Here is a 12460-nt window from a genome sequence, read left to right on the forward strand (position 1 = left end):
CCAAATCAGGGTTGCATTAAGTAGACCTGAACTCTTTAATGCATGGTAGTCACAAATTAAACAAAACTGTTATACGTGGTGCGTATGAAAGAGATCTCAGCCGGCAGCATCGACCGTATTGAACTGATGCAAACCTTTATTCGTATTGTGGAAAGTGGCAGCCTGTCGGCCTGCGCCCGTCAGTTGGATGTCAGCCAGCCTACCGTGAGCCGACGATTACAGGCATTAGAGAAAATGCTGGGTCAGAAACTTATCCTGCGTACCACCCATGCATTGAAGCTAACCGATGACGGAGAGCGCTGTTACAGCCGTGCGCGGCAGCTGGTCGGTAGCTGGTATGCTTTGGAAGATGAACTGACCAATACCCATGACGAACCGGTAGGGACACTACGGGTAAGGGTACCCCATGCCTTCGGCCAGGATCAGATGATTGAGCCGTTGGTCGGCTGGCTGCAAAAATCTCCGGCCCTGAACGTGGAGTGGATGCTGAATGACCGGACACCGGATTTTGTCGCCGAAAACATTGACTGCGCGATACAGGTAGGTGCTCTCAATGACCCCGGACTGGTTGCCATCCAGATAGCCGAAGTTCCGCGCCGCATGGTGGCAACGCCTGATCTGTTGGCCCGTTCTACGCCACTGCAAACTCTTGAGCAACTCGCTGCCCTGCCCTGGCTTTCCCTCAGTACCTTCTACCGTACCGAAATCACCCTGAAACATCAGACTGACGGCCAAAGCAGTACCATTACCATCAGTCCGAGATTATACAGCGACAGTATTTATGCCATCAGAAAAGCCGCGCTGGCAGGAATGGGGGTAGGCCTGGTGTCATCCTGGCTGGTGGAAGAAGACCTTGCTGCAGGCCGGTTGCAGGAGCCACTTTCCGAATGGCAGGCTCCGCCACTGCCGGTATGGCTGACTTACCCCTGGGCCAGTTACTATCCCGCCAGGTTACGTCATTTCTTCAGCCTGATAAAACAAGTGATGCCAACCCTGACCGGCACACGGCCGGCGGGCAGGTAAGCCCTGCGCATGCCATAAAAAGACACAAACAGTCACAATTATTTTTTATACAGAAGCGGTTATTTACCATGAGGCATAACGAATCATGTTATTGCTGCCAGCACTCTGTACCACCAGATAATATCCTGGTACCAGGAAATCACAGTTCTGATTCTCCGGGATATCTGCCTCTGCCAAAAATCAAAATTAAATGATTGAAATTAAAATACTTCAAGGAAGAACGCACCCGTTACCGCCAAAAAAAACTCCCTGAGAAATTCTTCTGACAACTCAAAAACAACGACAATCAACCGGATAAAACATTACATTTAGTGATGATTATCCAGCATGAAATTCTGAAGAAAGCCTTAAAAAAAACAGCAGATGATTATTTGCATGCTATATTCAGAAACTTAAGGTAAACATTTATTTAACCTTTAACTACATTTCTTTACTAAGAGTAGGGGTATTTATCTTCCCTGGGGATGTTGCGATGAATAAAGTGTCACTATTTGTAAGGATAATGTCCATTATCCTGTTCCTGTGTGCGATACCGCTGATTATCGGAGGCGGTTATCTGATTTCCCTGGGAGGCTCCTGGTACTACCTGGTCTCCGGGATTGTTCTGCTTATTTCCTCCGTGTTGCTGTTTAAGGGGAAAGCAGCGGGTGTTACCCTGTTTTACGTTCTGTATGTTGCCACTATTCTCTGGACCCTATACGAAAGTGGGTCAGATTACTGGGGCTGGATCCCCAGACTGTCACTGCTCACGGTGATTGGCTTACTGCTATCGTTGGCCCTGCCGTCACTGAACAATGGCCAAAAGAAACCTCTGAGCCGTGGCCTTGCCGGGCTGTTTGTGGTGATTTTTATTGTGGCGTTTGCATGGGCTTTTGTACCTTTCCAGAGTTTCCAGTCAACTGACGCTCCGCCGAATGCCCCGCTGGCCAGCCAGGACAACCCACCGGCAAACTCACAGCCAGACAGCGACTGGACCTACTACGGTCGCGACACTCACGCTACCCGCTTCTCACCACTTAAGGAGATTAATACCGGAAATGTGGCCAAACTGACCCGGGCATGGACATACCGCACCGGCGATCTGCCGCAACCCGGACAGGTGAATAAGTGGGCTGCCGAAAACACCCCGATTAAAGTCGGTGATGCGGTTTATGTCTGTTCAGCACGTAACAACATCATCAAGCTGGATGCAAAAACCGGCAAACAAATCTGGAAACATGACAGCGGCGTAAAATATGAAAGCATCCCTTACACCGCCGCCTGTAAAGGTCTGACCTGGTTTACGTCTAAGGTCGTGCCGGAAGGCCAGGCCTGTCATAACCGCCTGATTGTCGGCACCCTGGATGAACGTCTGCTGGCAGTGGATGCTCAGACCGGTGAATCCTGTGCAATGTTTGGTGATAACGGTCAGACCAACCTGTTGACCGGTCTGGGCCACACTGTCCCTGGCTTTGTTGCAGTCACTGCGCCGGTACCTATTGTTAACGGTGTGATTATCGTTAACCACGAAGTACTGGATGGCCAGCGTCGCTGGGCACCTTCAGGTGTTATCCGTGGTTATGATGCCGAAACAGGTAAGTTCAAGTGGGCCTGGGATGTGAATAATCCGGGTGTGCACAGCGAACCAACCGGTGATAAATATTACAGCCGCGGCACTCCGAACTCCTGGGCAGCCATGACCGGAGACGACAAGCTGGGACTGGTGTATGTACCGACCGGTAACTCAGCCGCTGACTATTACAGTGCCATGCGCTCGGCCAATGAAAACCGTGTTTCCTCCTCGATTGTTGCACTGGATGTGAATACCGGCGATGAAAAATGGGTCTTCCAGACAGTCCATAAAGACGTCTGGGATTATGATCTGGGCTCACAACCGACCCTGCTTGACTTCCCAGGCCAGAACGGCCAGTCGATTCCGGCGATGATCGTTCCCACCAAACGCGGACAAACGTTTGTGCTGAACCGCGCTACCGGCCAGCCTTTGAGCAAAGTGGAAGAAAAACCGGCACCGGCCAGTATCATAGCCGATGACCCACGTAGCCCGACTCAACCCTGGTCAGTCAATATGCCACGTTTGGGATTCCAGCCACTCACCGAAGCGAAAATGTGGGGTATCTCGCTGTTTGACCAAATGGCGTGCCGGATTAAATTCCGCCAGGCAAACTATGTCGGGGAATTCACTCCTCCCTCACTGGACAAACCCTGGATCGAATACCCGGGATATAATGGCGGCAGTGACTGGGGTAGCGTTGCTTATAATCCGCAAACCGGACTGCTGATCGCTAACTGGAACAACACGCCGATGTACGACCAGTTGGTTACCCGTAAAGTGGCCGATCAACAGGGTCTGGTTTCCATCGACTCTCCGGCGTTCAAAGCCGGTGGTGGTGGTGCGGAAGGTAACGGTGCAATGGCGGATACTCCTTACGGAATTAATGTCTCACCATTCTTCGCTCCGTTCACCCAGATGCTGTGTAACGAACCCCCTTACGGGATGATTACTGCCATCAATATGCATACCCAGAAAGTAGTCTGGCAGCATCCGTTAGGCAGCGCGGAAAACAATGGTCCGTTCGGTTTACCGACCAAATTACCGATCAATATCGGTACACCGAATAACGGCGGTCCAATCATCACTGCCGGTGGCCTGACTTTTGTTGCCGCAACCACCGACAACAAAATCCGCGCCTATGACAGTAATACCGGTAAAGAACTGTGGAGCGATACTTTACCGGCTGGCGGCCAGGCGACTCCAATGACCTATTCGATAGATGGTAAACAGTATCTGGTGATTATGGCCGGCGGCCATCACTTTATGCGCACCAATGTCGGTGACTATGTCATTGCTTATGCTTTGAATTAATCTGCCTGTAAAAAGCAACGGCCCCGCCAGATGACGGGGCCGTTTTTTTTCACATCAGCCGATGGCTAATGGCCAGCCTTGCTGTCACGGGACATTTTATCCAGATATCCCATCACAAACGCCGATAATACAAAGGTCAGATGCAGCAGGATATACCAGAGAATTTTACTGTTATCGATATCCCGCATCTCCATAAACACCCGTAACAGATGAATCGATGAAATGGCAACAATCGACGCTGCCACTTTATTTTTCAGAGAGCCTGAATCCATCTTCCCCAGCCAGTTGAGCTTCTCTTTATGCTCATCAATATCCAGCGCGGAAATAAAGTTTTCGTAGCCTGACAGCATGACCATGATCAGCAAGCCACCCACCAACGACATATCCACCAGCGACAGTAGTAGCAGAATCAACTCGTTTTCGGTCACAGAGAGGATATGTGGCAAGACATGAAAAATTTCCTGAAAAAACTTAATTGTCAGCGCCAGTAATCCAAGCGATAAACCCAAATACACCGGCGCTAACAGCCAGCGTGTGGCATACATCAGATTTTCGGTAAAACGTTCCATAACAACCCGGGAGATCCAGAGAAAAGAAGGCAGTATACCTGAGCCGATCTCCTCGCTGTAACCCCCGGGAAATTTTCTTTGCTCCCCGGGGCTATCCTGTGGCGGTTAATCGCTGCCAACAAAACCACCGGTCTGACGCTGCCACAAGCGCGCATACACGCCCTGCTTTTCCAGCAGTTGTTGATGATTGCCGGTTTCGACCACTTTCCCCTGCTCCAGCACAATCAGCCGATCCATCCGTGCAATGGTGGATAACCGGTGAGCAATCGCAATGACTGTCTTGCCGGTCATCAGCGATTCCAGGCTTTCCTGAATAGCCGCTTCCACCTCGGAGTCCAGTGCCGAAGTCGCTTCATCCATGATCAGAATCGGTGCATTTTTGAGTAACACCCGGGCTATCGCAATACGCTGACGCTGTCCGCCAGAAAGCTTCACTCCACGTTCACCAACATGAGCATCCAGCCCGTAACGACCCTGCGCATCCGACAGCTGCGGAATAAACTCTTCGGCCCGGGCACCGCGGATCGCGGCCTTAATCTCACTGTCGCTGGCATCCGGACGACCATACAGCAGATTATCGCGGATAGAGCGATGCAATAATGAGGTGTCCTGAGTGATCATACCAATCTGACTGCGCAGGCTCTCCTGGGTAACCGCCGAAATATCCTGACCATCGATAAGAATATGTCCCTGATCAAGGTCATACATCCGCAGCAGCAGGTTCACCAGGGTTGACTTACCGGCCCCTGATGCGCCAATCAGACCAATTTTTTCTCCCGGACGTATGGTCAGGTCGATATCAGAAAGAATCGGCCGGCCATTGCCATAACGGAAAAACAGATGATCAAAGCTGATTTCACCAGAAGTTACCTTGAGGGCCGGCGCACCGGGTTTATCCTGAACACTCAGCGGCTGGGAAATGGTCGCCATACCATCCTGTACCATGCCTATATTGGCAAAAATACCGTTCACTACCCACATGATCCAGCCAGACATATTCACCAGTCGAATCACCAGCCCGGTCGCCAGGGCAATCGCACCTACCGAGATCAGCGACTGGGTCCAGAGAATTAATGCCATCCCCGTGGTACTGACGATAAGTGCTCCGTTCAGCGTAGACAGCGTGACATCCATGACAGTAATCATCCGCCCGGCGTGCTGAGTTTTCACTGTCTGCTCTTCAATAGCTGCCTGTGCATTTTTCTGTTCAAGCGAACTATGGGCAAACAGTTTCAGGGTCGCGATATTGGTATAACCATCTACGATAAATCCCATCAGCTTAGAACGCGCTTCGGAAGAAACGACCGAACGTTGCTTTACCCGGGGCACAAAATACAACAGGGAAACCACATACAGCACCAGCCAGATAATTAAAGGAACCATTAATTTCCAGTCAGCAGCGGCAAATAAGACCAGGGCGGTAATGGCATAGATGAGCACATGCCAGATAGCGTCTACCAGCTGTACGGCAGAATCACACAACGAACTGCCGGTTTGCATAATCCGCTGAGCAATCCGCCCCGCAAAATCATTCTGGAAAAACGTCAGACTCTGCCGCAATACATATTTATGGTGTTGCCAGCGCATCATGCTGGTCATGCGCGGGTTAATGGTCTGGTGAATGAGAACATCATGCAGAGCAATAAACAACGGGCGGATAATGAGCGCCACGGCCCCCATCCAGCTTAGCAGCAGCCAGTGTTCGGTAAACAATGTGGCTGGTTTTGAGGCGTTAACCAGATCGATAATCTTACTCAGGTAACTGAACAGAGAGACTTCGATCAGAGAACTGATCAGGCCAACCACCAGCAGTCCGGCAAAGCAGGGCCAGACCTGACGCAGGTAATAGGCATAAAAACGGCCTATGGTTGTCGGCGGCGCATCTGTGGGAGGTTCCCGGAAAATATCGATTAATCGTTCAAAACGTTCAGATAACATAACAAGACCCGACGCGAAATAATGAACCGATAGCTTAGTGCAAAAACGCCTCCCCTTCAGCATTCTGTTAAAAAACAAGCGACCGGCATCAGCCGGCCACGTTGATTACAACCAGTGTTGAGCCTGAATTTTTTCTCCATCAGTAAACCGGCTGAAGCGAAACGGGCGCGGGAATCCAGTGCGCCGGTGGTTCCTGAAACCATCAATCTCTGCAAATCCTACCGTAAATCACCGGGTTTATTTGGCCGCTCCCGGCAGGTCACCGCGCTGAATAATGTCAGTTTTACGCGAGGAAAAGGTGAAACGCCCGGAGTCGTCGGAAAATCGGGTTCAGGAAAATCATCACTGGGCAGGGTGCTGGTAAAATAACCTGAGGCCGACTCCGGGCAAAGTATGTTTGATGGCTGGGATATTATTCCTGTCAGTTGGCCCAAGAACTCATGGGGGAATGACAGAAACAGAAATCCGGATCAAAGCCCTTAACTTACTGTCGTTGGCAGGCCTGGAACACAGTGCTTACGACAGGTATCCACATGAATTTTCGGGAGGACAGCGCCAGCGGATTGGTATTGCCAGAGCGCTGATGTTTGACCCTCTGTTGCTGGTTGCCGATGAATCCGTATCCGCACTTGATGTTTCTGTGCAGGCACAGGTACTGGAGTTGCTGGTAAAAATTCAACAAAAAACCCGGGTCGCCATATTGTTTATCACGCACGACCTGCGGGTCGCCAGCCAGATATGTGATGAACTGCTGGTATTGTGGAAGGGAAATGTGGTGGAACAGGGAACTCCGCAAAAACTGTTCTCTGCTCCGGAACATGCTTATACGCAGACTCTGGTGAATGCTATTCCTGGCCAGAGGATTTAAGACTACCCGACAGGGGCCACAATGCGTTCAGTATAGTTGCGGCCTGGCGAATTTGAGCTACCGCCGGTCCTGCCTGCGGATTAGGGAGAATACCGACCGGTCCCTGATAGCCACTGCTGTGTAACTTATCAGTAAAACAGTTGAGAGCCTGCTGTGAATAGTCATTCTGAGGGAGTCGAATATCCATCGGATCACAAATCTGTACCCCGGAGATCCATTCGACCGGGATCGCATCCAGGCAAATACCATCGGATCCCCCTGCAACGATCGATAACCAGTCAACCATCAACCCAATATTGGGTTGATCCAGTTGCCGCAGGTGTTCCAGAGCCACAGCCAGGGTAGTGTCTGTACAGCCACTGCTGAGTGGCTGATAGATGATCTTCATATTGTAACGAGCAGCCTCGGAAGCCAGCCACCGTATATCATCATCCACCAGTGCTGCAACAAAATCTGGATCCTCAGGAGGAGTGACTAACAGAGTGTCGCATCCGGCCTGCAAAGATAATGCAATCCTCTGACGGGCTTCTTCACGCCTTTGCCAGCGACAGGCATGAGGGGCACCAATAAAGTTTTCCAACGTTCGCAAATGAGTCAAATGTAATCCATAGCGCTGAAGCAGGATTGAGCATCTCTCACCAATAATAAACCCTGACTCCGTGAAGTCTGCGGATAAATCAGAGGGTGACGCGTCAATCTGCGAAAACCCGCTATCACGTATAAGCCGTAACAGTTCGTCATTTAACCCGGAAAAACCGGAAGTATTCAGCCAGCGAGTGTTGGCCATCAAACAGCACCTCCGCAAAACACGTATATACAGCCGCCACCGGTTAGTCACCGGGGCGGCACGTCAGGGATCAGTGTTTAATACTCTGTCAGGCACCACATTAACGGATCTGTCATCAAAGCTTAATGAAATTTACTGATTAACCGGATCAGCCAAGAAGGTTCACCAACGCGAAGCCGGCAAAAGTCATCAGTAGTGTTCCGAATAAATGCAGGCTGGCGCTGGTCATCGCCCACAGATATTTTCCGGATTGCAGCATTCCCATGAGTTCGGCCGAAAAGGTGGAAAAAGTGGTCAGACCGCCACACAACCCGGTGGTAATCAGCAATTTCCACGCCGGATCCAATTGTGGATGGCGGGCAAACCAGGCCAGCGCTCCGCCGATAATAAATCCACCCACCAGGTTAACCAGCAATGTGCCAAGTGGCAGATCGGCAAACAAGGGATTAAAGCGCATGGCGCACCACCAGCGCAGTAAACAGCCGGCACCACCACCCACTAAAACAGCTATGAAAGAATTGAACATATCGGATTCCTGAATCATTGCGCCATAGGGGAAAAGGGAAGTGGCAGACATAATCACCTGACACACCAACCCCCCGGCAGGCAGGTTAAGTATTATGTCAGGCGTCATTAGCCGCTCAGGTCTCAGAGCGGCGGTTGGTTGAGGTGGAACACCATCACCCCGAAGTCATTATGTACGGCTTTCCGTGGAGGTCAGCGCTAATGAGTTCTGCAATACGGATAATAACCTGTGAACGATAAACAGACAATATTCCCTGACAAGGAGAAATAACCGGCCAACAACAGTCATTAGCTCAACAGCCCCAGATGTTCGACAAGGATGGTACAACCTATACCTACCAGCACCACACCGCCAAGCACTTCGGCCCATTTTCCCAGCAACGGGCCGATAAACCTGCCCACTAATACTCCCGTGGTGGCCATAATGGTCGTAGCCGCTCCAATCGCAAACGCAGTCACTACAATGTTGACCTGCAAAAATGCGAGGCCCACCCCGACGGCGAGGGCATCCAGACTGGTAGCAACCGCGGTCATTGCCAGCACCATAAAGCCATGACGCTCAGGAGCTACACATTCATCGGCAGCCCCCTGACGGAATCCGCCAATCACCATTCTGCCACCCAACACAGACAGCAGAATAAAGGCAATCCAGTGATCCCACGCCATAACATATTTGCTGGCCGCCAGCCCAATGCCCCAGCCTATCAGCGGGGTCAGCATTTCAATTCCACCAAAAATGAATCCGGTACGGAAGGCTTCTTTAATCCCAGGTTTTTTGAGCGTTGCGCCTTTCCCCAATGCTGCGGCAAACGCATCCATCGACATGCCAAAGGCAAGTATAATTGTGGTAATCACGTCCATTAGGTTTCATCGCTCAGACTTGTCTCTCAGGACAATATAAGGGGTGACAATGAATACCTGTCACCGAATGAAGCGCAGTTTATCATGATTGTATGAATTAAAAAAGACAGTAAAATCATGGTGTTAGTTATAGCAAAGGCTATATTTCATAACATTCGCTAAGTTAGTGCTAAGTTAATGGAAAATAAGGAACTCCCGGTAAAAATCTACCTTATGCTTAGCCACGGGCACCGCACTACACCAGAGTGCCCTCGCACACAGCAACGGGCTGGCGATTGAAACCTGGGGTAAATTCCCGGAGAATACTTCGTAATCTCTTTTGCCCTGGCAGGGTCACAATGAAAAATCCGCTCGAAAGCTTACTTATCCCCGGGGGCATTTTATTACTGGGGTTCCTGTCTGCATTATTGCTGCCTGCACCCGCCTTCGGGTTACCGTTGGCGAAAAAGCTGATGTCAGTGTTACATATTATGGATTTGAACCAGCTGTACACGATAGTGTTTGGGATCTGGTTCTTATTGCTCGGTGCGGTGGAGTTTTTTGTGATCCGTCTTCTGTGGCGAAAATTTGGCCACCAGTGACCGGTAGCCTCTCCCCGGGCTACGGGGAGGCTTGCCTCAGGAGAAACAAAGCTATAACAAAAAAGATACAAAAACTGCTATATTACTGCGCGAACCCTCCTCTCCAATAACACAATAAATATATTTTATTATCAATTAGTTAATAAGCTGCTTTTTTTTGAGCTTGCTCACGGTTTTATGTTCTGCTTTATCCGACTCTCTGACCAACAAAAAAAATAACCATATGAAAATAAACATATTTCATTTTATTAAATTCTGTTTTTTAGGTTATTTTGGATTTAATCATTTATTAAAAACTCTCGGGCAAACACTTGTTTAAATTCGGGGCAAAAATGTTATATTCATAGGTAAAACATATAACCTGCTATTAACTCCTGGCCGCAGTAGCCCGGAAAAATTACAGGATAACTTTTGGCCAGTCAGACAAGCGCCATCGCTTACCTAAACGGCCCCTTATATTGCTGGTAAACCTGTCAGGGTCAGGCGCCTGACAGCCAGAGGAGATATTGCCTCATGTGTAAATCAACCATGAACCTTTCTCTTGCCATGAGTACCGCCGCCGGTGCCGTGCAGAAGGTTCAGCATGGAAAAGACGTTGATGTGCTACTGATCGGCGCCGGTGTGATGAGTGCTACACTGGGAACTTTTCTGCAGGAGCTGGAACCCGAATGGACGCTGGAAATGGTGGAGCGGCTGTCTGATGTCGCTGAAGAATCCTCAAATGGCTGGAACAATGCCGGTACCGGACACTCTGCACTGGCCGAGCTGAACTACACTCCCCAAAAAGCTGACGGCTCAATTGATATCAGTAAGGCCGTCGCGATTAATGAAGCCTTCCAGATTTCCCGTCAGTTCTGGGCCGCTCAGGTTGAAATGGGTCGCCTGAATCGTCCGGAGACCTTTATCAATACCACACCACATATGAGCTTTGTCTGGGGTGATGATAATGTGGAATTTCTGCGTAAGCGGGTTGCCGCACTGAAAACCAGCACCCTGTTTCGCGGCATGGAATATTCAGAAGATCCACAGCAAATTGCCCGCTGGGTTCCTCTGTTGATGGAAGGTCGTAAACCCGGAGCACGGATTGCGGCCACCCGTACCGAAATCGGGACCGATGTGAATTTTGGTGAAATTACCCGTCAGTTGATTAGCGCCCTGCAGAAAAATGACACCTTTACATTACGCACCCGGCAGGAAGTTCGTGAAATTAGTCGCTTACCTGACGGACGCTGGCAGGTCACATTGCAGGATCTGCAATTAAAATCTCAGCGACAACTGATTGCCAGACATGTGTTTATCGGGGCCGGCGGTGCAGCACTACCTCTGTTGCAAAAATCCGGGATTCCGGAAGCCCGTCGCTTTGCCGGCTTTCCGGTCGGTGGTTCGTTTCTGGTTACCGAAAATCCACAGCTGGTCAGCCAGCATCTGGCAAAAGTTTATGGAAAAGCCAGTGTCGGAGCACCTCCGATGTCTGTGCCGCATGTTGATACCCGTATGCTGGATGGAAAACAGGTCCTGTTATTCGGTCCGTTTGCGACTTTTTCGACAAAATTCCTCAAACAGGGCTCATTGCTGGATATGTTTAGCTCCATGACCTCCTCTAACCTACTGCCAATGCTGCAGGTGGGGACCAAAAATATCAATCTGATTAAATACCTTATCGGCCAGGTGTTACAGAACGATAACGACCGGATGGAAGCCTTACAAAATTATGTACCGAATGCCCGTCCGGAAGACTGGCGGCTGGTGACTGCCGGGCAACGTGTGCAGATCATCGAAAATGACAGTAAACAAGGTGGCGTATTACGCCTGGGAACTGAGATTGTAACTTCACAGGATGGCACCATTTCAGCCCTGCTGGGTGCTTCTCCAGGCGCTTCAACCGCAGCCAAAATCATGCTGGATTTGATGAGTAAAATTTTCCCGTCGGAAATGGCCTCTTCAGGATGGCAACAAAAAATCCGTCAGATAATACCCTCCTACGGTACTTCTCTGGACGGGGATGTCGCCGCGACCGAGCAGGTATTATCCTCCACCAGCCGTATTTTACAGTTAGATTACCGGGCCCCTGAAACGCCCATAGTTTCTGAACCTGATAAGCGGATAGAATCTGTTGACAACGAAAATACAGAACACGAGGAAAATGTGGTGCAGAATTAATCCAAAACAGTATTTTCAAACCTGATTTAAGTAGCAACAGGTAAAATGTTGGGATTGAGTCCATATGTTTAGTAATCTCAGCCCCATCGTCTTCAGATCTGATATTTCCGGTTCAATTTATTACGATAATCCAGTTAATCACTGAAGTTGATCTCTGATAACATTGTCGAAAGATTAATTAGCAATGAGTCTTTCGACTTACTTGTGCTACTAAAGCATCCAGGCTACTCTAAGTAGTTTCACACTTTACTATTCGTCGTATGATAATATATTGACATTTAAATC

The 12460-nt window shown here is 49.8% G+C and carries 11 protein-coding genes and 1 riboswitch; of the genes, 6 read left to right on the top strand and 5 right to left on the bottom strand.

Annotation, left to right across the window (positions count from 1 at the left end; all coding sequences use genetic code 11):
* The first annotated feature begins 84 nt into the window (after positions 1-84).
* Together B3Z23_RS02935 and B3Z23_RS02940 are read left to right on the top strand one after the other, a co-directional pair.
* Positions 85-1023, top strand: coding sequence for a LysR family transcriptional regulator (locus B3Z23_RS02935; RefSeq protein ID WP_294901380.1), 939 nt, complete (start codon positions 85-87; stop codon positions 1021-1023).
* A 472-nt stretch (positions 1024-1495) separates the two neighbouring features.
* Complete coding sequence (locus B3Z23_RS02940; RefSeq protein ID WP_294901383.1) at positions 1496-3886, top strand: membrane-bound PQQ-dependent dehydrogenase, glucose/quinate/shikimate family; 2391 nt, start codon at positions 1496-1498, stop codon at positions 3884-3886.
* Positions 3887-3951: 65 nt separating this feature from the next.
* Here B3Z23_RS02940 and B3Z23_RS02945 read toward each other — a convergent pair whose 3' ends face one another.
* Positions 3952-4455: a TIGR00645 family protein gene (locus tag B3Z23_RS02945; RefSeq protein WP_038015661.1), complete on the bottom strand. Its 504-nt coding sequence runs from the start codon at positions 4453-4455 to the stop codon at positions 3952-3954.
* A gap of 105 nt (positions 4456-4560) precedes the next feature.
* Entirely contained in the window at positions 4561-6393 is a 1833-nt protein-coding gene (locus B3Z23_RS02950) for an ABC transporter ATP-binding protein (RefSeq protein ID WP_294901387.1), read from the bottom strand.
* Between the two features lie 114 nt (positions 6394-6507).
* On the opposite strand from B3Z23_RS02950, the gene B3Z23_RS02955 reads away from it, so the two are divergent.
* Positions 6508-6762, top strand: a complete 255-nt coding sequence (locus B3Z23_RS02955; protein WP_294901390.1) for an ATP-binding cassette domain-containing protein — start codon at positions 6508-6510, stop codon at positions 6760-6762.
* A 79-nt stretch (positions 6763-6841) separates the two neighbouring features.
* Entirely contained in the window at positions 6842-7261 is a 420-nt protein-coding gene (locus B3Z23_RS02960) for an ATP-binding cassette domain-containing protein (protein ID WP_294901393.1), read from the top strand.
* On the opposite strand, the gene B3Z23_RS02965 is transcribed toward B3Z23_RS02960, so the two are convergent.
* The 3 genes from B3Z23_RS02965 to mntP form a co-directional block, all read right to left on the bottom strand.
* The gene (locus B3Z23_RS02965) at positions 7239-8048 is read right to left on the bottom strand and encodes a sugar phosphate isomerase/epimerase family protein (RefSeq protein WP_294901396.1); all 810 of its coding nucleotides are present in this window, start codon (positions 8046-8048) and stop codon (positions 7239-7241) included. The genes B3Z23_RS02960 and B3Z23_RS02965 overlap by 23 nt on opposite strands.
* A gap of 148 nt (positions 8049-8196) precedes the next feature.
* Entirely contained in the window at positions 8197-8574 is a 378-nt protein-coding gene (gene crcB, locus B3Z23_RS02970; protein ID WP_294901443.1) for a fluoride efflux transporter CrcB, read from the bottom strand.
* Positions 8575-8665: 91 nt separating this feature from the next.
* A riboswitch (Fluoride riboswitch) is annotated at positions 8666-8742 on the bottom strand.
* Positions 8743-8861: 119 nt separating this feature from the next.
* Positions 8862-9434 (bottom strand): manganese efflux pump MntP, encoded by a 573-nt coding sequence (gene mntP / locus B3Z23_RS02975; protein WP_294901399.1) that lies wholly within the window; start codon positions 9432-9434, stop codon positions 8862-8864.
* Positions 9435-9772: 338 nt separating this feature from the next.
* Here mntP and B3Z23_RS02980 point away from each other — a divergent pair, with 338 nt between their 5' ends.
* Both B3Z23_RS02980 and mqo read left to right on the top strand, forming a co-directional pair.
* A complete protein-coding gene (locus B3Z23_RS02980) occupies positions 9773-10015 on the top strand; it encodes a DUF1158 family protein (protein ID WP_294901402.1) in 243 nt (80 codons plus the stop codon).
* A gap of 513 nt (positions 10016-10528) precedes the next feature.
* Positions 10529-12175, top strand: a complete 1647-nt coding sequence (gene mqo, locus B3Z23_RS02985) for a malate dehydrogenase (quinone) (RefSeq protein WP_294901405.1) — start codon at positions 10529-10531, stop codon at positions 12173-12175.
* Positions 12176-12460: the final 285 nt, after the last annotated feature.

The organism is Tatumella sp. UBA2305, from assembly GCF_002345795.1.
Taxonomy (GTDB): domain Bacteria; phylum Pseudomonadota; class Gammaproteobacteria; order Enterobacterales; family Enterobacteriaceae; genus Tatumella; species Tatumella morbirosei.

What these genes read in the sequence shown, in the direction of transcription:
- B3Z23_RS02935 (WP_294901380.1), top strand. Translation starts at nt 85, where the DNA reads ATGAAAGAGATCTCAGCCGGCAGCATCGACCGTATTGAACTGATGCAA.
- B3Z23_RS02940 (WP_294901383.1), top strand. Translation starts at nt 1,496, where the DNA reads ATGAATAAAGTGTCACTATTTGTAAGGATAATGTCCATTATCCTGTTC.
- B3Z23_RS02945 (WP_038015661.1), bottom strand. Translation starts at nt 4,455, where the DNA reads ATGGAACGTTTTACCGAAAATCTGATGTATGCCACACGCTGGCTGTTA.
- B3Z23_RS02950 (WP_294901387.1), bottom strand. Translation starts at nt 6,393, where the DNA reads ATGTTATCTGAACGTTTTGAACGATTAATCGATATTTTCCGGGAACCT.
- B3Z23_RS02960 (WP_294901393.1), top strand. Translation starts at nt 6,842, where the DNA reads ATGACAGAAACAGAAATCCGGATCAAAGCCCTTAACTTACTGTCGTTG.
- B3Z23_RS02965 (WP_294901396.1), bottom strand. Translation starts at nt 8,048, where the DNA reads ATGGCCAACACTCGCTGGCTGAATACTTCCGGTTTTTCCGGGTTAAAT.
- crcB (WP_294901443.1), bottom strand. Translation starts at nt 8,574, where the DNA reads ATGTTCAATTCTTTCATAGCTGTTTTAGTGGGTGGTGGTGCCGGCTGT.
- mntP (WP_294901399.1), bottom strand. Translation starts at nt 9,434, where the DNA reads ATGGACGTGATTACCACAATTATACTTGCCTTTGGCATGTCGATGGAT.
- B3Z23_RS02980 (WP_294901402.1), top strand. Translation starts at nt 9,773, where the DNA reads ATGAAAAATCCGCTCGAAAGCTTACTTATCCCCGGGGGCATTTTATTA.
- mqo (WP_294901405.1), top strand. Translation starts at nt 10,529, where the DNA reads ATGTGTAAATCAACCATGAACCTTTCTCTTGCCATGAGTACCGCCGCC.